Source organism: Burkholderia sp. 4M9327F10, assembly GCF_005503145.1.
Lineage (GTDB): Bacteria > Pseudomonadota > Gammaproteobacteria > Burkholderiales > Burkholderiaceae > Paraburkholderia.
In genome coordinates, this window is record NZ_SCNV01000047.1 from 26,724 (window position 1) to 50,066 (window position 23,343).

A 23,343-nucleotide genomic window follows, 5' to 3' on the forward strand; every position below is an offset into this window, starting at 1 on the left:
GACCGCGCGCTGTATCCGAATACGAACGAACATCAGGAGTTTCGATGAAAAAAGCACTGGTAATCCTGGCTTCAGCGCTCGCCATGAGCGGCGCCTTCGCACAGACCGCCGCACCGGCCTCGGCACCCGCCGCAGCCTCCGCACCGGCGGGCAAGCACGAGCGCAACGTTGAAGACCGCATCGCGTATCTGCACTCGCAGCTCAAGATCACGCCAGCGCAAGACCCGCAGTGGGGTACGTTTGCCGATGTCATGCGCAGCAACGGCGAGACCATGAGCGATCTGTACAAGCAACGCCAGGCGGCCACCGACCTGTCCGCGCTCGACGACATGAAGCAATACGCGACCATCGCCCAGGCGCACGCCGACGGCATGAAGAAGCTGGTCGACGCATTCGAGCCGCTGTACAACAGCTTCTCGCCGGACCAGAAGAAACTGGCCGATGAAACCTTCCGTCAGCATCCGCACCCAGGCGGCAAGAAGCACGGCAAGGCTCCGCAGTAAGAATGCAACGCTGAGCTGAGCAGGATGCGGCGCTGGATTGAGCCGCCTGCCGAACCCTTGACACAACGCCTGCCCTCACCGGCGGGCGTTGTGCTTTATGCTTCTGGCATTATTCCGCTACCTGGCGTCTTACCTTACCGTCAATCTGCTTCATGATCGAACTCAAGAATCTCGACCTGCGCTCCGACGCGGCCGCTCAACGTGTCGTCAAGGACGAAACCGTCAACGTCGATTTTGCCGCGGCGAGCGGCGAGTTGATGAGCCTCGAAGGCCCGAACCGCTACGCGCCCGGCGACGCGTTGATCACCGGCTCCACCGGAGACCGCTGGGTGGTCTCGCGCGAGCGCTTCGATGCGAAATATCTCCCTGCTGCCGCGGGACTCGCCCACGGCGAGCCGGGTGCGTACCGCAACCGGCCGGCGATCGTGCTGGCGCGGCAGATGAACGAGCCGTTCTCGCTGGCGCGCTCGGCGGCCGGCGGCGACATCCTGCATGGCGCCGCGGGTGACTGGGTCATGCAGTACGCGCCGGGCGACTATGGCGTCGTGCAGGCGGCGCGCTTTGCCAAGGTGTACCGTCGCGCCGACTAGCACGAGGCGGTACCTTCAGGCGAACTGCTCGTCCAGTTCGATCGTCACTTCGCGCGGCACCGGCTCGCCGTTCGCATACTGCTCTTCGAGCGAACCGATGGTCGCTTCGGCATACGCGCGCAGCACCGCAAAGCTGCGCGCACGATGCCGCGGCGGCAACGCCCGGTAGCGCGCCCACACCGCGGGCGCGCCCACCACGCTCACCGTGATCCGGCGTGCCGCGGCGCCGAAGCGCATCGCCACCCAGTGGACCGCGAGGGTCGGCGTGCCGTCCTCGGCGGGGCGTTCGATGAACTGCGTCTGCTCGGGGAACAGGTCGCTGATGACCCGCGCCAGCTCTTCCACATCGGGGCTCGCGCAGTCGTATTGGTAGGCTTCCATTTTTACAGGCCGAAGGTTGGAAAAACGCTGCAGGATTGTCGCGCGCGCTCAAGCGCTGCGCGCCATGGGCCGGAACAGCTTGATGAGCACCGCAGCCACGATCACCGCCAGCAGGGCATACAGGCCGTCGACTGCGTAGAGCGGCAGCACCCGCACCTGGTACAGCACCGCAGGCAGGTCGACGAGCGCGTGCACGACGATCGCGAGCGGCAGGATGCCGCGCCAGCCGGCTCGCACGCCGCGCCACATCAGCACGGACAGGCCGATCTGGAACACCAGTGCCGCCGCCCGTTCGAGCACAAAAATTCCCGCCATCTGCGGCGACAGGCTCGCAAGGACCAGATGGATGCGCATCAGCGATTCATCCGGCAGATTGCCCAGATAGGTGTCGAGATCGCCGCGGTTTGCCATGACTGCGAAGACAATCCACTGTACCTGCACCAGCACGCCGACCATCCACGCCTCGGCGCCGCCATGGCCGATGCCATAGCCAAGCGCCGTGCTATCGCCTGTCGAAGGCGGTGCGGCGGTCTTCCTGCGCATGGCCAGCCGCGCTTCCAGTGAGGGACGCGTGGGCGTGGCGGTGGCGCTCGCGCCGGTCGCGTCCGTTAGCGTGTTCGTATTCGCCAGCGGCGCATCCGGCGCCGTATCTCTGGCAGCCACGGCCTTGCGCCACATCAACCTCATGGCGATGAAGCGTCCCACTTCCTCGCACACGCCCGCCGCCAGCGCGCCGTAGATCACAAACGAAAGCGGATTCGACAGCAACGCTGCGGTGGTCTCATTCTGATGCAGGACATAGCTGTTCAATGCGCGCTCGATCACCATCGCGAACGCCGCGAACACGGCAATGCCGGCAATCGAATCGCGGGCGCTCAGCCCGAGCGGACGGCGCAGGCGCCGGTACAAGGCAATCGGTAAAACGGCGACGAACAGTGTCGCGAGCGCGAGACAGGTAAGCGTGAGCGGTGCAACGACCATGGGTTTCCTTGGGATGTCCGGCGCGCACCCGCTGCGCGCCGCAGCCCGAATCATCGCAGATCAGCGCGAAGTTGACCCGCGCACGATCAATTCCCCCGGTAGCAGACAGTCGCGCACGGCCGTCTGAGCCCCGTCGATACGCTCATGCAGAAACTCCACCGCGCGGTAGCCGATCTGATAGGTCGGCTGGCGGATCGTCGTGATGCCGGCGAATTCGGCCCATTCGGGATCGTCGATGGCGAGCAGCGCGATGCGCTCCTGCCAGCGCGCGCCGTAGCGTGCGTTCAGATGGCGGGCGAGACACAGCGCGACGGGGGCGTTGGCGGCGAACAGCGCAAGGCGGCGGGCGCCCCTGGCGGCGGCAGTTGCAGCGCCATGCGCATGGCCGGAGCTCGTGTGAGGCGGCGCGTCGGGCGCGGCGCCGGGCGTAGCAGCAAGTGTGGGATCGTCGTGCCCACCTGGCACGAGATCGAGGGTGACCGCGGTTGTGAAATCGAGGGTGACGCCTGAGGCGTCCCCATGCACGGCGTCGAGAGCGCGATCCAGTTCGGCCAGCGCGCCCTCCACTGCCGCCGCATCGCCCAGTTCCAGCACGACGGTACGGCCTCGCGCATGCGACTGAGCGTCGATCACCGCACGAAACGCGGCCTCGCGCAAGCGCCGCGAACTGACGTGCTCGAACGGTTGCACGACGAACCAGATGTCGTCGAAGCCGTGCTCGAGCAGATGACGCGTGCCCAGTTCGGTCGCAGCCGTGTTGTCGAGCCCGACCAAGTCGGCGGTGAGGCCGTCCACCATACGGTCCACCAGCACGGCTGGAATCCCGCCTTCGCCAACCGGCCGCAAGGTCTCTTCACGCACGCCGAGCGCGTTGACGATCACGCCCTCCACCCGGTACGTGGTGAGCAGTTGCAGGTAGCGGCGCTCCATCTCCACTTCGTTGGCGGCGTGGCAGATCAAGGGCATATAGCCGAGCGCATGGCAAGCCGCTTCGACGCCCTGCAGCACCTCGACCGAATACGGATTGGTCAGGTCCGCGACCAGCATGCCGATCAGCCGGTTGCGGCCACGCTTCAGACCGCGCGCCATCTGATTGGGCTGATAGTCGAGCCGCTCGATTGCCGCTTCGATACGCGCGCGCAACTCCGGCGACAGCACGCTCAGCTCGCCGTTCAGATAGCGCGAAATACTGGTCTTGCCGGTGCCGGCTTCGCGGGCTACGTCGCTGATGGTGGCGCGGCGCGCCGCAGGGGTATGTGGGGTGTTCACGGTGTGCTCACTTGCGCAGGACGTCGCGGTTCACGATGTTGCGGGTCAGTGTGCCGTCGAGCGCGGCGACCAGATTTTCGGCCGCGTTCAACGCCATGGCGTGGCGCGTCTCGTGAGTCGCCGAACCGATATGCGGCAGCGCCACCACGTTAGGCAGCGACAGCAGCGGCGAAGCGGCGGGCAGCGGCTCGGTCTCGAACACGTCGAGCCCCGCCGCGTGAATCGTGCCGGCGCGCAATGCCTCGATCAGCGCGGCCTCGTCGACAGTCGCGCCGCGCGAGGCGTTGATCAGGATTGCGCTCTTCTTCATCGCGCGCAGCTCGGCCGCGCCGATCAGGTGCTGCGTCTCGGGCGTGAGCGGCACCTGCAGGCAGACGAAATCGGCCGTCGCCAGCAGTTCGGCCAGCTCCACGCGGCGTGCACCATAAGCCTCTTCCGCTTGCGGATTCGGACTACGGTTGGTGTACAGCACCGGCATGTTGAAACCGAGCGCCGCGCGCCGCGCCACGGCGCCGCCGATACGGCCCAGGCCGACGATGCCAAGCGTCTTGCCCTGCACATCGACGCCGAATTGCGCCGGGCCGATACTCTTCTGCCACTGCCCGGCCTTGACCCAGCCGGCCAGTTCGACCACGCGGCGGGCCGTCGCGAGGATCAGCGAAAACACCGTGTCGGCGGTCGATTCGGTCAGCACATCCGGCGTATGCGCAAGCACGATGCCGCGCCGCGTGAGATCGTCGACATCGAAGTTGTCGAAGCCGACCGAGATGGTGGACAGCGCCTTGAGTCGTGTCGCGCCGTCGAGCATGGCCGGCGTGATCTTCACACTCGCACCGATCGCGCCGTCCGCGTCCCTGAGCGCCGCGACGAATGCATCATGTTGCGCGGCATCCACCTGCACGACCTCGGCATGCTCGCGCAGATACGCCAGCACGTCGTCGGGCAGCGGCTTGTAGGCGACTATCTTTTTCATCAGCTTATTTTCCTTGCAGTGGGGTGGCGACGAGCGGCGCGGTGCCCGCCGGCTGTGGCTTCACGGCGAGCGTCAGAATCACCGCGGCGACCAGCGCCACGCTCATGAATGCATACGATGCGGCCGGTGAACCGGTGGCGCCGTTCAGATAGCCGACCACGTACGAGCCGACGAACGAGCCCAGCGCGCCCATGCTGTTGATCAGGGCCATCGCGCCACCGGCGACGTTCTTCGGCAGCAGTTCGGGCACGATGGCGAAGAACGGCCCATACGGCGCGTACATCGCGGCGCCCGCGACGACCAGCAAGGCGTACGAGGTCCAGAAATGCGTCGAGCCTATCGCATAGGAAGCCGCGAACGCGACCGCGCCGATCAGCAGGAACGGCCAGACGAACACCTTGCGACGATTCAGTTTATCCGATGCCCACGAGGCGCCCAACATGGCGATGGTCGCGGCCAGATACGGCAGCGCAGAAAGCCAGCCTGTTTCCACCATGCCAAGCGTCGAGCCGTTCTTCAGGATCGACGGCAGCCACAGCACGAAACCGTACACGCCAATGCTCCAGCAGAAATACTGCGCGCACAGCTTGATCACCGCGGCCGAGCGGAACGCTTCGCCGTAGTTGCGCACCGGCTTGATGGCGGCCTGTTCGGCACGCAAGGTTTCGGCGAGGTCGTCTTTCTGCTGCTGCGTAAGCCACGACACCTGGGCCGGCTTGTCCTGCACGATAAACCACCAGCAGACGGCCCAGAGGATGGCGGGCGCCCCTTCCGCGATGAACATATGGCGCCAGCCGAACGAGTGCACCAGATAGCCGGATACCACCGACATCCACAGCACCGTCACGGGATTGCCGAGGATCAGGAAGGTGTTGGCGCGCGAACGCTCGCGTTTGGTGAACCAGTTGCTGATAAAGATCAGCATGGCCGGCATCACGGCGGCTTCAACCACACCGAGCAGAAAACGGATCACCATCAGCGACGGGATATTGCTGACGATACCCGTGAGCGCCGCGCAGCCACCCCACAGGATCAGGCTCCAGAACACCAGCTTCTTGACGCTGCGGCGTTCCGCATAGATCGCGCCGGGAATCTGGAAGAAGAAGTAGCCGAGGAAAAACAGCGCCCCGATCAGCGACGCCAGCCCCTTGCTGATGCCGAGATCCTGATTGATCCCGGCGGCCGACGCGAAGCCGAAATTCGCGCGGTCGAGATACGCGAGGCTGTAGGTGATGAACACGATCGGCATGATCGTCCACCAGCGGCGAATCGCAAGCGATGAGGTCATGGATGTCTCCTGTCGATGGAAGTAAGCGCTTTCGCTCCTGCTTCCATCCCATGCAATTTAATTGCGGTCCTGAGTCCGTTGGATCGGTGCGCCTTCAGTTGCTGGTTGCTTATATCAGCCTCTGCGGCATCTTGTTGTTATGCGTCGAGTTTTTCTACTTCAAACCGGGTCCGTCAACCGCCGTGCGTCAAAGCCGGCCTCCGCGGCGCCGCCGTCGGCCTGCTCCAGCAGATCGAGTTCGGCGCGCGTCGGCAAGCCCTCGGAATCGCCGATCACCTGAATCGCCAGCGCGCCGATCCGGTTGCCGCGCGCCACGGCCTGCGGCAACGGCCGCCCTTCCAGCAAGGCGCTGACCACGCCGACCGCGAAACCATCCCCCGCCCCCACGGTGTCGACCACCTTCGCGACCGGCTGGGCAGCCACCACGCCCGCATCGTCCGCCGTGCGGTAATACGCGCCATGCGCGCCGAGCTTGATGATGACGCCGCGCGCGCCCCGCTCCAGATAGAAGCGCGCAATGTCCTCGGGCTTCGTATATCCGGTCAGGATCTCGCCTTCGCCGATGCCTGGCAACACCCAATCCGCCAGTTCAGCCAGCGCATTCAATCCTTCGACCATTGCCGCGCGCGACGGCCACAGCGTGGGTCGCAGGTTCGGATCGAACGAGATCGTCTTGCCTGCTGCACGCATTTCCCGCGCCAGCAGGAAGGCCAGCTCGCGCGACGACGCGGAAATGGCGGGCGCCACACCGGTCAGGTGCAAATGGCGCGCCGCCAGCACATAGAACGGCGCGTAGTCGTCCGGCGACAGATGGCTCGCCGCCGATCCCTTGCGAAAGTATTCGATCGCCGGGTCACTGCCGTCGTCGCTTTTTGACTTGAGCTGAAAGCCCGTCGGATAGCGCTCATCGGTCGTCACGCGTTGCTGGTTGACGCCTTCGCGGCTCAGGGTGTCGCGCACAAACTGGCCGAACGAATCGTTGCCGACCCGGCTCATCCAGCCCACCTTGAAACCGAGCCGGGCGAGACCGATTGCCACGTTCAGGTCGGCGCCCGCGACGCGTTTGGTGAACTGGCTAACGCCGGCAAGCGGGCCGGTTTCGGCCGCGACGAACATTGCCATTGCTTCGCCGTAGGTGATGACATCGAGAGCTGGGTTCATACGGTATCCTGACCATTCAGAGTTCTGTTTCGGGGCATCGCGTCTTAATCACGCGCTAGCCAGCCACGCGACATGGCGCGACGCGTCCGCTGCGACAGCGTGCCGGCTCATGCCCGTGCCGAACGGGAATTCAATGCCGCGCGGCACTTCACGGGGCAAAAGCCGCAACGCTGCGGTAAATAACGGATCGTCCGCGGCCGGCGCCACGGCGAAGCGTCGTGCGCCCTCGCCTGCGACCGCCTTGCAGTGGATATATTCGACGTGTGGCGCGAGTTGCCGCGCTGCTTCGAGAGGCGCTTCGCCCGGCCACTGCCAGTTGCCGATGTCGAAGGTGATGCCGAGGACGTCTGCGTACCCTTCGCGGCGGAGCGCGTCGACGAGTCCGGCGAACTGAACGATCAGGCCGCCTTCGCGCAGTTGACCGTTCTCGACCACGAGGCGCGCGCGGACGCCTTGCAGGCAGGCGGCAATCCGGGCGCCGTGCGCCTGGGCCGGAGCGCCCGTGAAGGGATGCTCGGGCGCAGAGCCCGCATCGCCGACCGGGCTGCCAGTCTGTGCCGTCTGTGCCGTCTGTGCCGTCTGTGCCGTCTGTGCCGTCTGTGCCGTCTGTGCCGTCTGTGCCGTCTGTGCCGTCTGTGCCGCGTGGGCAGCGAAGCCGCCAAGCTGCAGCTTCACGAAGCGTGCGCCGAGCGCGTCCGCCTCCACTGCGGCCAGCCGCAAGGCGGCTTCGTCGAGTGCGCCGCTTGCCGTGTAGAGCGTCGCAGGCGTCGAGTAGATCGGCCACATGCCGTGCGCCCCAATCGCTTCGCCGAGCGCACGCAAGGCTGACAAACCGGTCTGCGCCTCCGAGGCAAACAGTTCGCGGCGCACCTCGAAGGCCGCCGCACCGGCACGTGCCGCGACTTCCACCCAGGCCGCGTGGCCATCGCGTCGAATCGCATCGGCGCCAAAAGCGCTCGCGACAATCGCTACCTCGGACATGTCGAAATCACCCTGCTTTCTCTCGATTCCGCGCTGATGGAACCGGTTCCATGAGATCATTTAAAAAAAGCGCCCATGCGCTTCCATAACGAGATAATGCGCCCGGTGCGAGTCCAGGCGCCATAGTGGAAATCCCTGAAGCACACAGACGGGCAAGTCGGGGCAAGCGGCGCACCCTGCGCCGAGGCAGGCTTTCGCACCGTGCCGCACGCGCCCACGGGCCGGACGCGGTCAGTCCGCGCTCTCGGCGGTCAAGGCCAGAAACCGCTCCACCACCCGCGAGGGCGCGCTGGCGTGCGGGATCAGGATCGAGAAACGCCGGGTTAATGGTTCGGGGCTGAGCGAGAACAGGCATAACGCCCCGCCCTCATGGCGCATCGACATGGCCGACACGAAGCCAATGCCCATGCCCGCGCGCACGGCCTCCTTGACACCCTCGACACCGGCAATCTCCAGGGCGACCCGCATCGGCACCCCGGCGCGGGCGAACGCCCGCTCGACCATCTGCCGCACGCCCGATCCGGCCTCGCGCAGCACCAGCGGGTGCGCCCCGAGCGCCTCCAGTTCGATCCGCGCGGCCGGTGCGGCGACGCCCGGGGTGGCGACGCCCGACGTAGCGACGCCCGACGCAACCTCACACCCCGTTGCCAAACCCTGCGCAAGCGGATGCGAGCGCGGCATGATCGCCACGATCTCATCCTCGCGCCACGGATGCACAGCGGTATCGGGCGGCAGATCGGCCCCAACCGGCCCTTCGACCATCGCGATATCGAGCGAAGCCAGCGCCCCGACAATCTCGGCGGTATTGCCGTCGACGGTATGCAGCGCGACCTCCGGATAGCGCCGGTGAAACCCGGCAATCAGATACGGCAACAGATAGCTGGCCGGCGTGGTGCTGGCGCCGACCCGCAGCGTGCCGCTTTCCAAGCCGCGCAAGGCGTCGCGATAGGCGTGCGCCTGCCGCCAGGTATCGCGCAAGCGGCTGGCGTAGCTGGCGAGCTGTTCGCCCGCCGGGGTCAGCCGCACTCCACGGCCGTCGCGCTGATAGAGGGGCTCGCCGAACTCGTCCTGCAACTGGCGCAACTGGCCCGACACCGCCGGCTGCGACAGATGCAAGGCGAGCGCGGCCCGGCTGATGTTGCGATGCTCGGCGACGGCCGCGAAAGTTATAAGCTGATCGGGGGTCATGGGGCAGTAAATATCGGTTCAACCGATACTTTACGTCACAAATGACGATTTTTCATATCGATATATTCAAATTAGGATTAGCACATCCAAACAGAACCGCCTCCAAGGCGACTGCCATGTCCACCGCCCAGATTCACGCCACTCACAACCACGCCGTCTCCTCCACCCGAGGCCAGCTCAACGGCATCCTGTTCGTCGCCCTGTTCGCCGCCGCCGTGACGCGCATCGCCGCGCTGCCGGCCATTGCCGGTCTCGGTTTGAGCCCGCTGATCGTCGGTATTGTCGCCGGTGCCCTTTACGGCAATGCGCTGCGCGACGGGATGCCTGCCAGTTGGGCGGCCGGCGTCAACTTTTCCGCGCGCAAGCTGTTGCGCATCGCCGTGGCGTTCTTCGGCCTGCGTGTGAGCCTGCAGGAAATCGCCCAGGTAGGCCTGCCGGGCCTCGCGGAATCGGTGCTGGTGGTGGTGAGCACGCTCGCTATCGGTACCTGGGCCGGCATGAAGCTGATGAAGCTCGACCGCGACACGGCCCTCCTGACCGCCGCGGGCAGCGCCATCTGCGGCGCCGCTGCGGTGCTCGCCTTCGAATCGACACTGCAATCGAAGCCGCACAAGAGCGCCATGGCAGTGGGCAGCGTGGTGCTGTTCGGCACCCTCTCGATGTTCCTTTACCCGATCCTGTTCAAGGCCGGCTGGCTGCATCTGGATACGGTCGGCGCGGGGCTGTTTTTCGGCGGCACGATTCACGAAGTGGCCCAGGTCGTGGGCGCCGCCAGCAACGTCAGCCCGGAAGCCACCCACATTGCCACCATCGTCAAGATGACACGGGTCATGCTGCTGGTGCCGGTGCTGCTCGTAATCGGCGTGTGGATCAACCGCCCGGCGCGCGGTGCGGCAGCAGGCGCAAAGTCCACGGCGCAGCACACGCCGCGCAAGCTGGCGATTCCCTGGTTCGCGCTCGGTTTCCTCGGCTTCGTGGTGGTGAATTCGCTGCATATCCTGCCGGAAGCGGCCACCCAGACGCTGAACACGCTCGACACCTTCGCGCTCACCATGGCCATGACCGCGCTTGGAATCGAAACCCGTATCTCGCAGATCCGCGAAGCCGGCCCGCGCGCGCTGACCACCGGGCTGATCCTGTACGTGTGGCTGATCGGCGGCGGGCTCGGCATCACCTGGGCCGTGCAGCGCCTGCTGGGCTGATGCGCCGCACTGACACCGTTATGCGCCTTGCCACGAACCCCGCCGCGTGCGGGGTTTTGCGCATCCCGGCGCACACCGCGGCGCGCACCGGCGGCATACTGGCCGTGCGCGTCACGTCGATCGGCGGGCGCGCCATCTGAACCAGCCGAATGAGGATCGATCGATGAGCTTTGAACTCTACTATTGGGACGGCTTGCAGGGTCGCGGCGAATTCGTGCGGCTCGCGCTGGAGGAAGCACGTGCGGACTACATCGAAGTGGCGCGCGGCGACGAAGCTTCCGGGCAAGGCACCGGCGCGATGCTGGCCGCGATGCGCAGCCGCAGCGTGTCCTGCCCGCCGTTTGCGCCGCCGTTTCTGCGCGACGGCGATCTGCTGATCTCGCAGACCGCCAATATCCTTTTCTACCTCGGCCCGAAGCTCGGCCTCGCGCCCGCCGACGAGAACCTACGGTATGTGGCAAACGGCCTGCAACTGACGATCGCCGATGTCGTCACCGAAGTTCACGACACCCACCATCCGATCGCAAGCGGCCTCTACTATGAGGAGCAGAAGGACGCCGCGAAGCTGCGCGCGCATGATTTCATCGATCATCGGCTGCCGAAGTTCATGCGCTACTTCGAGCGCGTGCTGCAGCAGAATCCGGCGGGCGACGCGCACCTGGTCGGCGCCGCGCTGACCTACGTCGATCTCTCGATGTTCCAGTTGATCGACGCCCTGCATTACGCCTTTCCCAAGGCGACCCGGCATTTCGGCGAGCACTACCCGCGCCTCGCCGCGCTGCACGATGCGGTCGCCGCACGCCCTAACGTTGCCGCCTACCTGGCTTCAGAGCGGCGCCTCGGCTACAACGAGTCGTGCATCTTCCGGCACTATCCGGAACTCGACAAGGCCGCCCAGTGACCCTCGCGGCAGCTCTGACAGCCCTGACGGGACATGGCCGGCGGCGCGGCAAAAACGTGTTGCGCCCTTCCAAAAACGCCCCGTCGGGCCACTCCCACGCGCGCCGCGCAATGCTATTCTTGCGCGCGGTTTCTCTTCACTCATCACCTGGCCCGCTGCCGTCGTGCTTTCATTCCTGCTGAAGCTGCGCACCCGCGCGCAAGAGATGTTCCGGCTCTCGGACGCCCACACGATGCTGGTCTGGTCGGTGGTGGTGGGCGTCGCGGGCGCGTTTGCGACCATCGCCTTTCGCGAAGCCATCTCGCTGCTGCAACTGGCATTTGTGGGCCGCTCGGGCAGCCTCGTCGGAATGGCGCTCAGCCTGCCGTGGACCGAGCGCATCTGGCTGCCCGCCGCGGGCGGCCTGATAGCCGGGTTCCTGCTGCTGGTCGCGCAGCGCCATGTGGACAAGAACAGCCACATCGACTACATGGAAGCCGTGGCCATCGGCGACGGCGTGGTGCCGGTGCGGCTGAGCTTCTGGCGCAGCGTGTCGTCGCTGTTCACGATCTCGAGCGGCGGCTCGATCGGCCGCGAAGGTCCAATGGTGCAGCTGGCGGCGCTCGCCGCATCGCTGATTGGCCGCTGGGTGCATTTCGACCCGCCGCGCCTGCGTCTGCTGGTAGCCTGCGGCGCCGCGGCCGGCATTACCGCGGCGTATAGCGCGCCGATTGCCGGCGCCTTCTTCGTGACCGAGATCGTGCTCGGCTCAATGGCGATGGAAAGCTTCGGGCCGGTCGTGGTCGCCGCGGTGGTCGCGAACATCACCATGCGCGAGTTCACCAGCTACAGTCCGCCCTACGAGATGCCAGCGTTTCCGCCCATAGCCGGCCTCGAAGTCCTGCTGTTCGTCGCGCTAGGCGTGCTATGCGGCGCAGCGGCGCCACAGTTCCTGCGCATGCTCGACATCTCGAAAGCGGGGTTTCGCAAGCTGCCGCTGCCGTTGCCCGTGAGACTGGCGTTGGGTGGCCTTGTCGTGGGCATTCTGTCGGTATGGTCGCCCGATGTATGGGGTAATGGCTACAGCGTCGTCAACTCGATCCTTCATTCGCCGTGGACCTGGACGGCGCTCGTCTTCGTGCTCGTGTTCAAGCTGGTGGCGACCGCCGCCACCGCCGGTTCGGGTGCGGTAGGCGGGGTTTTCACGCCGACGCTGTTCGTCGGCGCGGTGGTCGGCTCGCTGTTCGGCCTGGGAATGCATGCGCTGTGGCCGAACGCCACCTCGGCGCCCTACGCGTACGCCATGGTCGGCATGGGTGCATTTCTCGCCGGCGCCACCCAGGCGCCGCTGATGGCGATCCTGATGATCTTCGAGATGACGCTCAGCTATCAGGTGGTGCTGCCGCTGATGCTGTCGTGCGTGGTCGCGTACTTCGTGGCGCGCGCCATCGGCAAGACCTCGATGTACGAGATCACCCTGCACCGCAACCGCGAGGAACAGGAACGCGTGCGCCTGCGCGCGACCCAGATGCGCGAGCTGATCCGCCCGGCCGAAACGGTCGTGGCGCCGGCCGCAACGGTGCAGGAGATGACGCGGGTGTTCCTCGAATATCCGGTGAAGTATCTGTACGTGGCCGACGAGCACGGCTCGTTCCTCGGCGTGGTCGCATTGAAAGACATCACCTCCGACCTGCTGGAAAAACGCGATACCGCGACGAAAACCGCCGCCGATTATCTGCAGCCGCACTTCGACGTGTTGACGCCCGATATGCCGCTAGGCGTCGCGCTGCAGCACTTCATGGCGTTCCAGGGTGAGCGGCTGCCGGTCATCGAGAGCCTTGCGCATCCGAAACTGGCGGGGGTGGTCTACAAGACCTCGCTGCTCGACGCGTATTTCCGCATGAATCCGACCCGCTGAACGGGAGCGCCCGCCGCGGCGCTGTAGACGTTTTGAAATGCTCCGTTAGGCAAGCGCGGCCGTGTTTCCAACGCGAGTACGATTTTTCTGCGATGATTCATCTAGGCGGCATAAGCCCTCGCGGTCTTGCCTGGCTTTGTGGTTGTTTTTGTGGCACTTTTTTGAGCTAGTTGCAAGATTTGCCGTCTAAGATGGAAGAAGTGCGGCGCGTCGCGAGCGAGGCTGCACGAGGCGCGTGTCTGCCCTGCGGCCGCAGGAGTGGCACAGTGCTTGCTGCAGCCTCTGCGCTGCATGAGCAAAGGAGGTCGGGCGATGAAAACCTCGACACTGATGGTGATGGTCACGCTGTCTGCTTCGTGCTTCGCGGCGCCGGTTCATACCGCGCTCGACAGCACCGTCAATAGCGCGGCGGAACGCGCCAACGCAGCGCCCGTGGCGCCTGCCGCTCCCAATGTGGCCGTCACCGACGGCAACCGGCCGCAGCAGTGGGAGCATATCGCGCTGCCGAAGTCGCGCCATCTGGAACGCGGCCTGAACGCACAGAACGAGCATCTGCAAACCTGAGCGCCGTTTCGCGATGGCGCTATACGCGGGTATGCGCGGTCCGAAAGATGTCACGTCGTGCTGTACCGGGTGCGCCACGCAACTGCATAATCGTCACATCAAACAAGGAGCGCGTGCATGGCCAATCCGGCTTCATCTGACGAGTCTGGCGAATCCGGCGAAGCGATCGATCTGCAGATCAGCGACGTGTTGCGCGAGGTCAGCTATCCGATCAACAAGGACGGTCTGGTCGATGCCGCGCGCGAAGCCGGCGTCAGCAATGAAGTGCTGGCCATGCTCGACGGCCTGCCCGAGCAGGACTATGCCGATGTCGCAGCCGTCACCCGGCTGATCGGCAGCAACTTCGGCCCCGGACTCGGCGCCTGAACCCATCAAGCGAACCATGAGCGTGATATTGAAGGCGCGCCACGGCGCGGGCGCGGACTGGATCGATCGTGCGCCGCAGGCAGGCGGCATCGAACGCATCGAGGCGTTCTTTCATCACAACGCCTACGACCTGCACCGCCACGACACCTATGCAATCGGCCGCACGCTCGCGGGCGTGCAGAGCTTCCATTACCGCCGCAGTCTGCGCAACAGCGTGCCCGGCACCACCATGGTGCTGCATCCGGACGAAGCGCACGACGGCCATGCCGGTACCGACGAGGGCTTTCGCTATCGCATGGTGTATATCGAACCGGCGCTGTTTCAGCAGGCGCTGGGGGGCAAGGCGTTGCCCTTCGTCGAGGGCGGAATGTCGCACGACCCGCGCCTGTTCGCGGCGACCGAAGGGCTATTGCAGGCAATCGACTGCGCGCTCGACCCGCTCGAACAGGACGACGCGATTTTCGAACTGGCGATGGCGCTCGACGCAGTGGCCGGCTCCGAACCGCAGCCGGGCAAGCGAAGCGCCGACTATCACGCGGCCGAACGGGCGCGCCAGTACATCCACGATGCGCTCGACCAGCCCGTGACGCTCGACGTTCTGGCGATGGCGAGCGGCCGCGACAAATGGAGCCTGTCGCGCGATTTCCGGCTGCTGTTCGGCACCAGCCCACACCGCTATCTGACCATGCGACGGCTCGACCTGGTGCGCCGGCTCGCCACCGAAGGCCGGCCGCTGGCCGACGCCTCGGCCGCCGCCGGCTTCGCCGATCAAAGCCATATGACGCGGCACTTTACGAAGACGTGGGGCATCTCGCCGTCGCGCTGGCTGAACATGCTGAAGCTCGCGGCGAATACGGGGGCGGTGTCGGGCCAGAGTTCGGGTTTTAGCGCGAGGCGCTAGCGGGCCTGGCGTCGCTGGACTCGCTGGACTCGCTGGACTCGCTGGACTCGCTGGACTCGCTGGACTCGCTGGGCCGCCGGACCGCCGGGTCATCACGGCGCGGCGCCGGGTCGCCATCGCCCCCGCGCACATTCGTACAAGACGATGCCGCACCAACGCCGTACGCTCGTCGGCATTCTTTACAACCACCCGGGAGTACAGCCATGTCGAGCACGCCGGCCAGCACGGCCATTCAGGCGCCGTACCGCGCCATTAACTTTGCGGACAAACTCTCGCTGATTCCCGATCAGTGGCAACAGCGTGTGGTGGCCGAAATGAACGACTATCAGTTCAAGCTCGTGAAAATCGAGGGTGACTTCATCTGGCACGTGCACACGGATACGGACGAGACGTTTATCGTGCTGGACGGTCGCTTGAGGATCGACTTCCGGGACGGCGCCGTGCACCTGGGCGCGGGCGAGATGTTCGTCGTGCCGCGCGGCAAGGAGCACAAGCCGTATGCGGAAAAAGAGGTGCAGATGCTGGTGATCGAGCCGCGCGGCGTGCGCAATACCGGCGAGCAGGAGAACGAGCGGACGGCGGCTAACGACTTGTGGATCTGAGCGGTCGAGGCGGACAGAGGCGGGCTGGCGCCACATGCCTGCGCCGCCCTGCCCGCGTCAGACCTGCGCCAGCACCGCCTTCGGCTCGCGAAGGTAGTAGATATCCCACTCGCTCTCGGCGATCTTGACGAAACCGTGCCGCTGATAGAAACGGTTCGAAGCGCTCTCGCGCAACGCCCCCACCCTGATCGGCAGGCGCTGGGCATCGGCATCAGCCAGCACGGCGTCGAGCACCGCAGCGCCGACACCCTTGCCCTGATGCGCGGGAACAATGTACAGATGATCGAGCAGCAGATGAGCCGACTCGGGCCTGACCACCACGAAGCCGGCCTTCTCTCCGTCGACCAGAATGTAGCGGCAGCAGGCGGGATCGAACGAAGCGAGAAACCGCTCACGCGCACGCACGGGATCGAAACGGCCGATCCGCTCCAGACTCTCGCGCATGGCTTCGATTCGGATCTGTACCAGTGTGTCTGCGTCGTGGCTGGTGGTGCTGGCGAAGGTTACGTTCATCGCGTTAATCGCGCTCAATTCGTCATGCTCCCCGGATAGCGTAGGCGGACGTGCCGCGGATAGCCGGCGTGCGTGCATCGCATCGCCGCTGACCCGCAGTATCGCCTGATTGCCGCAACACGCTCAAGGGTGACGCACGAGGCAAACGTGCGACAGCGTAATCAATCTTGCCGGCGCGAATGGTTCCCTGATCAACTGGATTCAACCGTGCCAGCCCAAAGCGAGCGGATCGCCGCGATACCATGGGCACCCGCCTCGCGGGCATCGGCCAGGCAACCGGTCGTCATCCCGCCAAGGGCATAGACCGGGATCGAGGTCAGTTTCACGAGCTCACGAAAGCGTAGCCAGCCAAGGGGCTCCGCCGTGGTATGCGTCGCCGTGGGCAACACGGGGGAGACAGTCAACAGATCGGCACCAATACGGTTCGCCTGCAGTACCTGGTGCGCGTCGTGACAGGCGGCCGACACCAGCAGCCCGGGAGGCAACGGTCTGCTGACGCACACCATCAGGCGAGTGCTGGTGAGGTGCACACCGTCAGCCTGTACGGCGTGCACGACATCGATGGGGGCATTCAACAGCAACTTCGCGTGATGGCGCCGGCAACAAGCGAGGACCTGCGTGGCGAGGACAACATATTCCGGCGCTGTCAGGCTCTTGGCCCGCAACTGCACCAGGCGGACTCCCGCTTCGAGCGAGCGTTCCAGGTCCGCGACAAAATCAGCGAAGGGCTTGCCGGCAGGCGGTTCTGGCGTAACGAGGCAGGTTGGCGGCAGGTTCGTCGAATCGGTCATGGAGGTTCAGCGGTCAGCGGTCAGCGGTCAGCGGTCAGCGGTCAGCGGTCAGCGTTAGAGAGTCGAGGACGGCTCGTGTTGCCGCTTCAGTCCGATCGCATCGAAAGAAGCACGACGCTGGTCGCGCCGTTCCACGCAAACGCGATATGCAACGGGCGCGGCCAGCACACCCATTATCACGATGTAGAGCGCCGGCGCGGTCAACAGATGCGTGACCTTGATCAGACCGGCGCAAACCACCGGCGCGGTCCCGCCGAAAATCGCGGTGGCAAATGAATAGGTGCTCGCCATGCCGAAACTACGCCAATTGTCCCGAAACAGGTCCGGCAGCACAACGAAAATAACGCCGACCAAACATCCACCCATTACGGCGAACGCGGCCTGCGCCAGCAACAACGTTGAAAAATCACCGTGTTGCAACATCACGAACAGCCCGTAAGTGCTACAGACCAGCGACACAATTCCGAGCAGCACGAGATTCGACGCATCGATCCAACGTGTGGCATAGCCCGCGAGTACCATCGATATCGAAAAAATCACCAGTGTAAGCACATTCGTCAGGCGGGCGTCGAACGCGGATACGCCGAGATAGCTGTGCAGATAGCCTGGCAGCCAGACAAACGCCGTATAGATGAGCACTTCCATAAAGGCAACCAGGATCACGGCCTGGATCAGCGGCCGCACCGGCCTTGCCCGTATTGCGCGATGCGCCTCATGATCCACGGTACCGGAAATCGAGGACCTGAGCGAGTAAATCCACAGCGACATGGGAATGCAGAGCACGAAAGGCCATCGCCATGACTCTGCCCAATGCCCCGCGGCTGCCGTACCCAGCAGCCGCGACACAAGCGTGGCGCCATACGGCAACACGAAAACGATCCCCGAGGCCAGCAACATACCCAGGAAGCCGCTGACAACGACCCACGCGCAGTACGGACCACGATCCTTGTCTGCGGCGTTGAGCGACACGAAATAGCCGCTCAACGGCATCTCGCCGCCTGCGGAGAACCCCTGAAGCATCTTCAGGCCGATCAGCAGGCCAGGCGCGAGATAGCCGGCGGTCTGATAAGTCGGCAAAAACGCAATCAATGACGCCGGGACTGCCATGCCGATCATGCTGAGCTTCAGCGCCAAACCTGGGCCATGCCGGTTGCCGAGAATGCCAAAGGCCACGCTACCCAAAGGGCGCACCAGATAGCTGCTCGCGAACACCGAAAAACTCAGCATCAGCGCGGTCTTTTCCGTGGTAGCGGGAAAGAACAGCCGACCGATCTCCAGGGCCATGAAAGCGGTGAGCGAGAACTCGTACCACTCAAAAAGATTCGCCGTGAGCGCGATTTTCAGAAGGGGATTGAATCGTCGGCGCACAATGTGTTCCATTTCACGAGGGAGAGCACTCGAGGCAAATTGCCGTCGATCACCTTCTGGCGCAATGCGTCCAGATGGCATTCCACCGTTCTGTCGGAGATCCCGATGAGCTTCGCGATTTCCTTGTTCGAGAGGCGTTCGGTTTTTAACAACAGGACCCGGAACTGTGCATCTGTCGGTAGCACGGAAAAACACTGATCGATACCGAGGCTGATCAACACCCGCCTGATTGCGTTCGTGACATCATAAAATTTCCTGTAGAGCTGATAGAGATTGCCAGGCGGGAGGGTCGGTGTAAGGTCGTGCCGATAGGTCACAATACCCAGAATGTTCTGCCGGGAACCCAGCACAGGAAACTTGACCATTTCCTCCAGTTGCGCATCCCCGTTGTCATCCAGGAATTGATGCCTGCCTAGCACATGAGACTTCGTGGTCCGGGCACGGAAATCAAGTTTTTCGATCATATTGGCATACCGTGCGCCCCATTCCGGTTGACGAAATTTCAGATCATTTATCGTCAGGCCAACGAGATCCTTTGGATTTTTGACGCCAAATTGCATCGAATTATAGCGATTATTCACAATATATTTTCCGGTATCAGCTTCCTTGAGGCTGGCTGAAACTGGAAAATTTTCTATGAAGCTAAGGATCGCGCTGTCGGATTTCACGATGCTTGTCCATCCTATGCATTTCAGATTTTTCGACTGGATTTTTATTATCCAGAATGAATATGAATCGAGAGCAAAATACAAGGAACAACACCTGCTCAAGCAATCAATACAGGGCTATGAAGCGTACACCGCGGAAGTAGATCCGGTCAATTTTCGATGCATTATCCACATCTACACAGATTGGGATATTAGTCCGATATGCATCCAGAATCCGTAGTCTTCACGGATGCCAAGCTTTTATACAACAAGGAAAATGACTTCGGGCATATCGGAAGAGAAATGCGTTCCGCATCTATTGAAAATCGCCACGCTTCTTTTCGAATTACTCAAAACGCATTTTCAGCGTACTGGCGAATACCCAATGTCAAGTCAGATGGCTGACTATAGGCCGGGAATAATGAAGCGCAGCGATGCATGCTGGCGACGACGGTGCAATCGTGGAAGAGATATCACGTGCGGACCCGCGTGCCCGGGTAGATCGCAACGTGGAGCAGCAACTCGCGCGACTACGCCCGGAAGGCCGCAGCAGCATTGATCGCACTACGCGGTTACACCTTGCGCAACGAGTCGGACCGGGCGGCTGCCGCGCCTCGATTGCGTATCGAGGACAGCAGCGCCCGGGTGTGGTTTCTCTCAGCGTCGCGCACAGGCCCTCGCAATCGCGCGGCGTTTTCTGGCGGGTGGCTTGTACAGCACCCGCTTTTTTACGGGACCCGATCCTGATGAGCAAGACCGATGATCAAGATTCGCCGTCCTCACCGATTGTACTCCGGCTGCCGTATCGCGAGGCAACAGCTATCACCACAACTGAACTGGAGCTGGGGTGCAAGCCGATGAAATGGACAAACAGGATTGCATGGCTCTCCCTTGGTCTTTCCGTCATTGCATGCGTGTGCCTGCTCGTCTACGTGGTGTCCGACTGGACCACGGTAGCGGGTATGTCGCGCTAGCGGGCAGGAACGCAGTCAAGGCGTCGAGGCAAGTGGCGCTTGCCCCTCTTCGGGAGTGGATTATTGAACATGCGCAGGCGCTCCAGCAGACCAGACCTCAACTTAGCGGCACTGATAACAATGACAGTTACCCGAACTGTCAGGCAGGAATTTAATCAGTCCTGGTCTGATGCAGGGCCACGGTAGCAGTCGAACTTCACACGAACCTGAGAGAACGCTATGAGCAACATCACTTCCGTTAGCATTACGGCAAAAACCGAAATCAAGGCTGCCAACGATACGATTGCCGGCCTCAAGGATTACCAGAACAAGGGATGGGCGATCGGCCTGAACGGCGACACCCTCGCCCCTGACGGGTTTCTAACCTTTTTTACGGAACGGAACCTGCCGTTCAGATATTACGTCCGTTCCAAGGGTGTCTCGGTAGGCGAACCCACGGCCTATCAGGCGAACATCGACGTGCTGACACAGTATGTCAACAACATCCGTTCGGCTGAAAACGTTGCAGTCAACAGCGTGGTCGCAGACCTTGAGGTTTACAAGGCCCGAAACTGGGCAATCGGCCTGAACGGCAGCACCCTGCAGCCGGACAATTTCCTGCCCTTCTTCGGCACTCGCGGCATCCCCTTCGAATACTACGTGCGTAGCGGCGGTGTCGAGCTCGGATCGCCGAGCGCATACGATACGGACATCAAGAATCTCAAGAACTATCAGGCAAGCCTCTAACGCCTGATCCGCGAGGGCCAGACGTAGCCCTCGCGGAAGCCGTATGAGGGATATCTGAATCAATCCGCAAAGTCAGGCACTGCGCGGCGCAAGCCCGCGTCGGGCCTGCTGTTACATTCTGATCGCGGACCGGGTAGTCCGGGCAACCTTGCGCGAGACCGTCGCCGCTCCGTTTGCCGCTGTCGCCTCCGACGCGGCATCGTCGAGGTCGTCGAACTCCGGCAGCACCGCTACGCGCTCAGGTACCGCGCGCTGCGGCTGCACCACGCGCGGCGCAGCTGCCGGCGCCGCGGCCGCGTCGCCCGGCAGGTACGGCGACATCTGGCTGAAATGCTCGACCAGATGGTCGATGAAGGTCCGCACCTTGGCCGGCAAGTGATGGCGGCTCGGATAGGCAATCGTGACCTCGACCTGCGGCAGGCGGTAGTCGTCCAGCAGACGCACCAGCCGGCCGCGCTCGAGGTCGCGGCCAATCAGATAACTCGGCAGGATGGCGATGCCCATGCCAAGCAGTGCGAACTGCCTGAGCATCTCGGTATTGTTCGCCACGATCGCATTGGTCGGCCGCACCCGCACCTCGCTGCCGTCCGTACAGGTAAACACACGCTCGTCGCCACCGTATTCGGCCGGCAGCGAGAGGCTCGGGTGATCCTGCAGATCTTCGGGACGATTCGGCCTGCCGTGCTTCTGCAGGTAATCGGGAGTCGCGCATACCGTCATGTGACCGGTCGTGAGACGCCGCGTGACGATGCTCGCGCCGCGCATCTGCCGGGCAATCAGCACGCCCACGTCGAAACCCTCTTCCACCAGGTCGACATGGCGGTCCACCAGCGTGACATCGGGAATCACGTCCGGATAACGCTGGGCATATGACTGCAGCACCGGCGCGAAGTTATGCAGTCCGAACACCACCGGTGCAACGATGCGCAAGGTACCGACCGGCTCGTGATTGCGCGCCACCACCATCTGCTCGACCCCTTCGAGATCGTCGAGGATCGGCCGGACCCGTTCGAGGTAGACCCGGCCCGACTCCGTCAGCGACTGGCTGCGGGTCGTGCGGTTGAGCAGTCGCGTGCCGAGGCGCTCTTCAAGGTCGGCCACGTGCCGCGTGACGACGGCCGTGGAAATGCCCATTACGCCGGCAGTACGGGCAAAGCTGCCGAGGTCGGCCACTTTGACGAAAACGCGCATCGACTGCAAATGATTCATGGAGCCACTCCTGCCGCTGTTAAAGCCACGCTATGTGATTGATTGTATCGAGCGCTCATGGCCCAACCCTGACCTGAAGATGGCAAAACGGTCAGCTTGGCGATGCAAACGGAATTAAACGGAGTTGCGCGCAGTTCGGGGGGCGAAGGCGGCACGGACGGCTATGGTTCTGGCCCGAAAAGATACGTGCCAGCACGGATTGATTTGATGCCTGATCAACTAGGTGAAAACCCTAATCTGCGGTATGATGGAGAGCGAAAGGAAGATATCGCCATGCCACACCGTTTTCAGGTTTTCGAAAGAATTGCATTTTCGCTGGTCGTGTTGTCCGCAGTGGCGTGCTCCGCCTACATCGCCTACGAAACCGACCCCGACGTCCGCCAGGTCCTGCACGCCGGCAAGACCGCGCTGCAGTGGAGCGGCCAGTATTCGTTCATCTGCGCGTCGCCGGTCACGGACGCCTGCGCGAATCTGCCGGTCGACTGAGCCGGCGCGCCAGACTTCATTCAGATAAACGCTCCGGGTGTGCGCGGCCAATTGCACGGCAGCATACCCGGGCCGCCAGGCCGGACGCGCATCGCGCCCGCCGGCTCACTACCTCACCTCACTGCCCCACGTCGCGCCCAAACACCACGCGCGAAAAGAACCCCGCCAGCACCGCCTCCGCCGTCTCGGCAGGAACATTGCGTGGATCGATCGTGTGGAAGAACTGCACGCCTTCGCACAAGCCCATCAAGCCCATCGCCAGCGTTTCCGCCGGCAGCAGCAACGGCGTGCCCGCGCGTGCCGAAAACGCGCGGATGTATTCGCTCATCTGCCCCAGCTTCTCGTGCAGAAAGGCGTTGAAGTTGGCCCGGAAGCGGCTGTCGCGCGCCGCCAGCAGCTTCGCTTCCATCCATAGCAGGAAGCATTTGTCGTCGCGCGGCAGGTTGCTGTAGTACTCCAGCACGCGCGCTTCCATCGTTTCGCGCGTCGCCCCTTCTTCGAAGATGCTCTCCAGCGCGGCCTGCATCTCCTCGTGATCACGCCTGAGCAGTTCAAGGAACAGCTCAGGCTTGCTGCCGAAATTCGAATAGAACGCCCCACGCGTGTACCCCGCCGCCTCGGCAATGTCTTCGACACTGGTGGCGACGAACCCTTTCTTCATAAAAATAGCTTGCGCGGCATCGAGCAGGCGCAGGCGCGTCTGGTCTTTGCTCTGTTCGCGTGTAAGTCGTTGTCGTTTCATGCTGGCGAGTTTAGCCCGAAAAGAATTCACATACGACTATACATCCAGATACAGGTGTGTATTAGAATGCATCACGTCATCTGAAGCAACAGTCTCTTGCACGCGCTGTATCAAACGTGCCTCGCTGGCCAGCCACTGC

General features: G+C 63.5%; 26 protein-coding genes. 12 read left to right on the forward strand and 14 right to left on the reverse strand.

Going from position 1 to position 23,343, the window contains the following annotated elements:
* Window positions 1–44 precede the first annotated feature (44 nt).
* Together FFS45_RS30635 and FFS45_RS30640 are read left to right on the forward strand one after the other, a co-directional pair.
* Complete coding sequence (locus FFS45_RS30635; protein ID WP_137958387.1) at window positions 45–503, forward strand: Spy/CpxP family protein refolding chaperone; 459 nt, start codon at window positions 45–47, stop codon at window positions 501–503.
* Between the two features lie 152 nt (window positions 504–655).
* Window positions 656–1,093 carry a PGDYG domain-containing protein gene (locus tag FFS45_RS30640; protein ID WP_137958388.1) on the forward strand — a complete coding sequence of 146 codons (438 nt, stop codon included), beginning with the start codon at window positions 656–658 and terminating at the stop codon, window positions 1,091–1,093.
* 15 nt (window positions 1,094–1,108) lie between these two features.
* Here the strand turns inward: FFS45_RS30640 and FFS45_RS30645 are convergent, their stop codons facing one another.
* The 8 genes from FFS45_RS30645 to FFS45_RS30680 all read right to left on the reverse strand — a co-directional run bounded on the left by FFS45_RS30645 (window position 1,109) and on the right by FFS45_RS30680 (window position 9,315).
* Window positions 1,109–1,474 carry a DUF3022 domain-containing protein gene (locus FFS45_RS30645; RefSeq protein WP_137958389.1) on the reverse strand — a complete coding sequence of 122 codons (366 nt, stop codon included), beginning with the start codon at window positions 1,472–1,474 and terminating at the stop codon, window positions 1,109–1,111.
* Between the two features lie 48 nt (window positions 1,475–1,522).
* The gene (locus FFS45_RS30650; protein WP_137958390.1) at window positions 1,523–2,455 is read right to left on the reverse strand and encodes a YhfC family intramembrane metalloprotease; all 933 of its coding nucleotides are present in this window, start codon (window positions 2,453–2,455) and stop codon (window positions 1,523–1,525) included.
* Window positions 2,456–2,515: 60 nt separating this feature from the next.
* A complete protein-coding gene (locus FFS45_RS30655; protein WP_137958391.1) occupies window positions 2,516–3,724 on the reverse strand; it encodes a LacI family DNA-binding transcriptional regulator in 1,209 nt (402 codons plus the stop codon).
* Window positions 3,725–3,731: 7 nt separating this feature from the next.
* On the reverse strand, window positions 3,732–4,697 hold the full coding sequence (locus FFS45_RS30660; RefSeq protein WP_137958392.1) for a D-glycerate dehydrogenase: 966 nt from the start codon (window positions 4,695–4,697) through the stop codon (window positions 3,732–3,734).
* Window positions 4,698–4,701: 4 nt separating this feature from the next.
* Window positions 4,702–5,985 carry an MFS transporter gene (locus FFS45_RS30665; RefSeq protein ID WP_137958393.1) on the reverse strand — a complete coding sequence of 428 codons (1,284 nt, stop codon included), beginning with the start codon at window positions 5,983–5,985 and terminating at the stop codon, window positions 4,702–4,704.
* 159 nt (window positions 5,986–6,144) lie between these two features.
* Complete coding sequence (locus FFS45_RS30670; RefSeq protein WP_137958394.1) at window positions 6,145–7,146, reverse strand: sugar kinase; 1,002 nt, start codon at window positions 7,144–7,146, stop codon at window positions 6,145–6,147.
* A gap of 48 nt (window positions 7,147–7,194) precedes the next feature.
* Window positions 7,195–8,127 carry a TIM barrel protein gene (locus tag FFS45_RS42160; RefSeq protein ID WP_137958395.1) on the reverse strand — a complete coding sequence of 311 codons (933 nt, stop codon included), beginning with the start codon at window positions 8,125–8,127 and terminating at the stop codon, window positions 7,195–7,197.
* A gap of 231 nt (window positions 8,128–8,358) precedes the next feature.
* Window positions 8,359–9,315: a LysR family transcriptional regulator gene (locus FFS45_RS30680; RefSeq protein WP_137958396.1), complete on the reverse strand. Its 957-nt coding sequence runs from the start codon at window positions 9,313–9,315 to the stop codon at window positions 8,359–8,361.
* A 116-nt stretch (window positions 9,316–9,431) separates the two neighbouring features.
* Between FFS45_RS30680 and FFS45_RS30685 the strand changes: the two genes are divergently transcribed.
* From FFS45_RS30685 to FFS45_RS30715, 7 genes are all read left to right on the forward strand, one after another.
* Window positions 9,432–10,517, forward strand: coding sequence for a YeiH family protein (locus tag FFS45_RS30685; RefSeq protein ID WP_137958397.1), 1,086 nt, complete (start codon window positions 9,432–9,434; stop codon window positions 10,515–10,517).
* A gap of 163 nt (window positions 10,518–10,680) precedes the next feature.
* Window positions 10,681–11,418 carry a glutathione S-transferase gene (locus tag FFS45_RS30690; RefSeq protein WP_137958398.1) on the forward strand — a complete coding sequence of 246 codons (738 nt, stop codon included), beginning with the start codon at window positions 10,681–10,683 and terminating at the stop codon, window positions 11,416–11,418.
* Window positions 11,419–11,581: 163 nt separating this feature from the next.
* A complete protein-coding gene (locus FFS45_RS30695; RefSeq protein ID WP_137958399.1) occupies window positions 11,582–13,315 on the forward strand; it encodes a ClcB-like voltage-gated chloride channel protein in 1,734 nt (577 codons plus the stop codon).
* 312 nt (window positions 13,316–13,627) lie between these two features.
* A complete protein-coding gene (locus FFS45_RS30700) occupies window positions 13,628–13,879 on the forward strand; it encodes a hypothetical protein (protein WP_137958400.1) in 252 nt (83 codons plus the stop codon).
* A gap of 117 nt (window positions 13,880–13,996) precedes the next feature.
* A complete protein-coding gene (locus tag FFS45_RS30705; protein WP_137958401.1) occupies window positions 13,997–14,245 on the forward strand; it encodes a DUF2795 domain-containing protein in 249 nt (82 codons plus the stop codon).
* Window positions 14,246–14,261: 16 nt separating this feature from the next.
* Window positions 14,262–15,146 carry an AraC family transcriptional regulator gene (locus tag FFS45_RS30710; protein ID WP_137958402.1) on the forward strand — a complete coding sequence of 295 codons (885 nt, stop codon included), beginning with the start codon at window positions 14,262–14,264 and terminating at the stop codon, window positions 15,144–15,146.
* A 203-nt stretch (window positions 15,147–15,349) separates the two neighbouring features.
* Entirely contained in the window at window positions 15,350–15,748 is a 399-nt protein-coding gene (locus FFS45_RS30715) for a cupin domain-containing protein (RefSeq protein WP_137958403.1), read from the forward strand.
* 57 nt (window positions 15,749–15,805) lie between these two features.
* On the opposite strand, the gene FFS45_RS30720 is transcribed toward FFS45_RS30715, so the two are convergent.
* From FFS45_RS30720 to FFS45_RS30735, 4 genes are all read right to left on the reverse strand, one after another.
* On the reverse strand, window positions 15,806–16,261 hold the full coding sequence (locus tag FFS45_RS30720) for a GNAT family N-acetyltransferase (protein WP_137958404.1): 456 nt from the start codon (window positions 16,259–16,261) through the stop codon (window positions 15,806–15,808).
* A 191-nt stretch (window positions 16,262–16,452) separates the two neighbouring features.
* Entirely contained in the window at window positions 16,453–17,052 is a 600-nt protein-coding gene (locus tag FFS45_RS30725) for a thiamine phosphate synthase (RefSeq protein WP_137958405.1), read from the reverse strand.
* 54 nt (window positions 17,053–17,106) lie between these two features.
* Window positions 17,107–18,420, reverse strand: a complete 1,314-nt coding sequence (locus FFS45_RS30730) for an MFS transporter (protein WP_249362999.1) — start codon at window positions 18,418–18,420, stop codon at window positions 17,107–17,109.
* Window positions 18,393–19,088, reverse strand: coding sequence for a sigma factor-like helix-turn-helix DNA-binding protein (locus FFS45_RS30735; protein ID WP_137958406.1), 696 nt, complete (start codon window positions 19,086–19,088; stop codon window positions 18,393–18,395). Before FFS45_RS30735 ends, FFS45_RS30730 begins: the two co-directional genes overlap by 28 nt.
* Window positions 19,089–19,813: 725 nt before the next feature.
* Between FFS45_RS30735 and FFS45_RS30740 the strand changes: the two genes are divergently transcribed.
* Both FFS45_RS30740 and FFS45_RS30745 read left to right on the forward strand, forming a co-directional pair.
* A complete protein-coding gene (locus tag FFS45_RS30740) occupies window positions 19,814–20,041 on the forward strand; it encodes a hypothetical protein (RefSeq protein WP_137958407.1) in 228 nt (75 codons plus the stop codon).
* 219 nt (window positions 20,042–20,260) lie between these two features.
* Entirely contained in the window at window positions 20,261–20,767 is a 507-nt protein-coding gene (locus tag FFS45_RS30745) for a hypothetical protein (protein ID WP_137958408.1), read from the forward strand.
* A gap of 111 nt (window positions 20,768–20,878) precedes the next feature.
* Here the strand turns inward: FFS45_RS30745 and FFS45_RS30750 are convergent, their stop codons facing one another.
* A complete protein-coding gene (locus FFS45_RS30750) occupies window positions 20,879–21,976 on the reverse strand; it encodes a LysR family transcriptional regulator (protein ID WP_137958409.1) in 1,098 nt (365 codons plus the stop codon).
* Between the two features lie 273 nt (window positions 21,977–22,249).
* Between FFS45_RS30750 and FFS45_RS30755 the strand changes: the two genes are divergently transcribed.
* Window positions 22,250–22,462, forward strand: a complete 213-nt coding sequence (locus tag FFS45_RS30755; protein WP_137958410.1) for a hypothetical protein — start codon at window positions 22,250–22,252, stop codon at window positions 22,460–22,462.
* Between the two features lie 118 nt (window positions 22,463–22,580).
* Here FFS45_RS30755 and FFS45_RS30760 read toward each other — a convergent pair whose 3' ends face one another.
* A complete protein-coding gene (locus FFS45_RS30760) occupies window positions 22,581–23,204 on the reverse strand; it encodes a TetR/AcrR family transcriptional regulator (protein ID WP_137958411.1) in 624 nt (207 codons plus the stop codon).
* Window positions 23,205–23,343 lie beyond the last annotated feature (139 nt).

Excerpts from the sequence above, each read along its gene's own strand:
- FFS45_RS30685 (WP_137958397.1), top strand. The coding sequence starts at position 9,432 with ATGTCCACCGCCCAGATTCACGCCACTCACAACCACGCCGTCTCCTCC.
- FFS45_RS30745 (WP_137958408.1), top strand. The coding sequence starts at position 20,261 with ATGAGCAACATCACTTCCGTTAGCATTACGGCAAAAACCGAAATCAAG.
- FFS45_RS30640 (WP_137958388.1), top strand. The coding sequence starts at position 656 with ATGATCGAACTCAAGAATCTCGACCTGCGCTCCGACGCGGCCGCTCAA.
- FFS45_RS42160 (WP_137958395.1), bottom strand. The coding sequence starts at position 8,127 with ATGTCCGAGGTAGCGATTGTCGCGAGCGCTTTTGGCGCCGATGCGATT.
- FFS45_RS30760 (WP_137958411.1), bottom strand. The coding sequence starts at position 23,204 with ATGAAACGACAACGACTTACACGCGAACAGAGCAAAGACCAGACGCGC.
- FFS45_RS30635 (WP_137958387.1), top strand. The coding sequence starts at position 45 with ATGAAAAAAGCACTGGTAATCCTGGCTTCAGCGCTCGCCATGAGCGGC.
- FFS45_RS30650 (WP_137958390.1), bottom strand. The coding sequence starts at position 2,455 with ATGGTCGTTGCACCGCTCACGCTTACCTGTCTCGCGCTCGCGACACTG.
- FFS45_RS30755 (WP_137958410.1), top strand. The coding sequence starts at position 22,250 with ATGCCACACCGTTTTCAGGTTTTCGAAAGAATTGCATTTTCGCTGGTC.
- FFS45_RS30720 (WP_137958404.1), bottom strand. The coding sequence starts at position 16,261 with ATGAACGTAACCTTCGCCAGCACCACCAGCCACGACGCAGACACACTG.
- FFS45_RS30705 (WP_137958401.1), top strand. The coding sequence starts at position 13,997 with ATGGCCAATCCGGCTTCATCTGACGAGTCTGGCGAATCCGGCGAAGCG.
- FFS45_RS30700 (WP_137958400.1), top strand. The coding sequence starts at position 13,628 with ATGAAAACCTCGACACTGATGGTGATGGTCACGCTGTCTGCTTCGTGC.
- FFS45_RS30645 (WP_137958389.1), bottom strand. The coding sequence starts at position 1,474 with ATGGAAGCCTACCAATACGACTGCGCGAGCCCCGATGTGGAAGAGCTG.
- FFS45_RS30670 (WP_137958394.1), bottom strand. The coding sequence starts at position 7,146 with ATGAACCCAGCTCTCGATGTCATCACCTACGGCGAAGCAATGGCAATG.
- FFS45_RS30715 (WP_137958403.1), top strand. The coding sequence starts at position 15,350 with ATGTCGAGCACGCCGGCCAGCACGGCCATTCAGGCGCCGTACCGCGCC.
- FFS45_RS30665 (WP_137958393.1), bottom strand. The coding sequence starts at position 5,985 with ATGACCTCATCGCTTGCGATTCGCCGCTGGTGGACGATCATGCCGATC.
- FFS45_RS30680 (WP_137958396.1), bottom strand. The coding sequence starts at position 9,315 with ATGACCCCCGATCAGCTTATAACTTTCGCGGCCGTCGCCGAGCATCGC.
- FFS45_RS30660 (WP_137958392.1), bottom strand. The coding sequence starts at position 4,697 with ATGAAAAAGATAGTCGCCTACAAGCCGCTGCCCGACGACGTGCTGGCG.
- FFS45_RS30710 (WP_137958402.1), top strand. The coding sequence starts at position 14,262 with ATGAGCGTGATATTGAAGGCGCGCCACGGCGCGGGCGCGGACTGGATC.
- FFS45_RS30690 (WP_137958398.1), top strand. The coding sequence starts at position 10,681 with ATGAGCTTTGAACTCTACTATTGGGACGGCTTGCAGGGTCGCGGCGAA.
- FFS45_RS30725 (WP_137958405.1), bottom strand. The coding sequence starts at position 17,052 with ATGACCGATTCGACGAACCTGCCGCCAACCTGCCTCGTTACGCCAGAA.
- FFS45_RS30740 (WP_137958407.1), top strand. The coding sequence starts at position 19,814 with ATGAGCAAGACCGATGATCAAGATTCGCCGTCCTCACCGATTGTACTC.
- FFS45_RS30750 (WP_137958409.1), bottom strand. The coding sequence starts at position 21,976 with ATGAATCATTTGCAGTCGATGCGCGTTTTCGTCAAAGTGGCCGACCTC.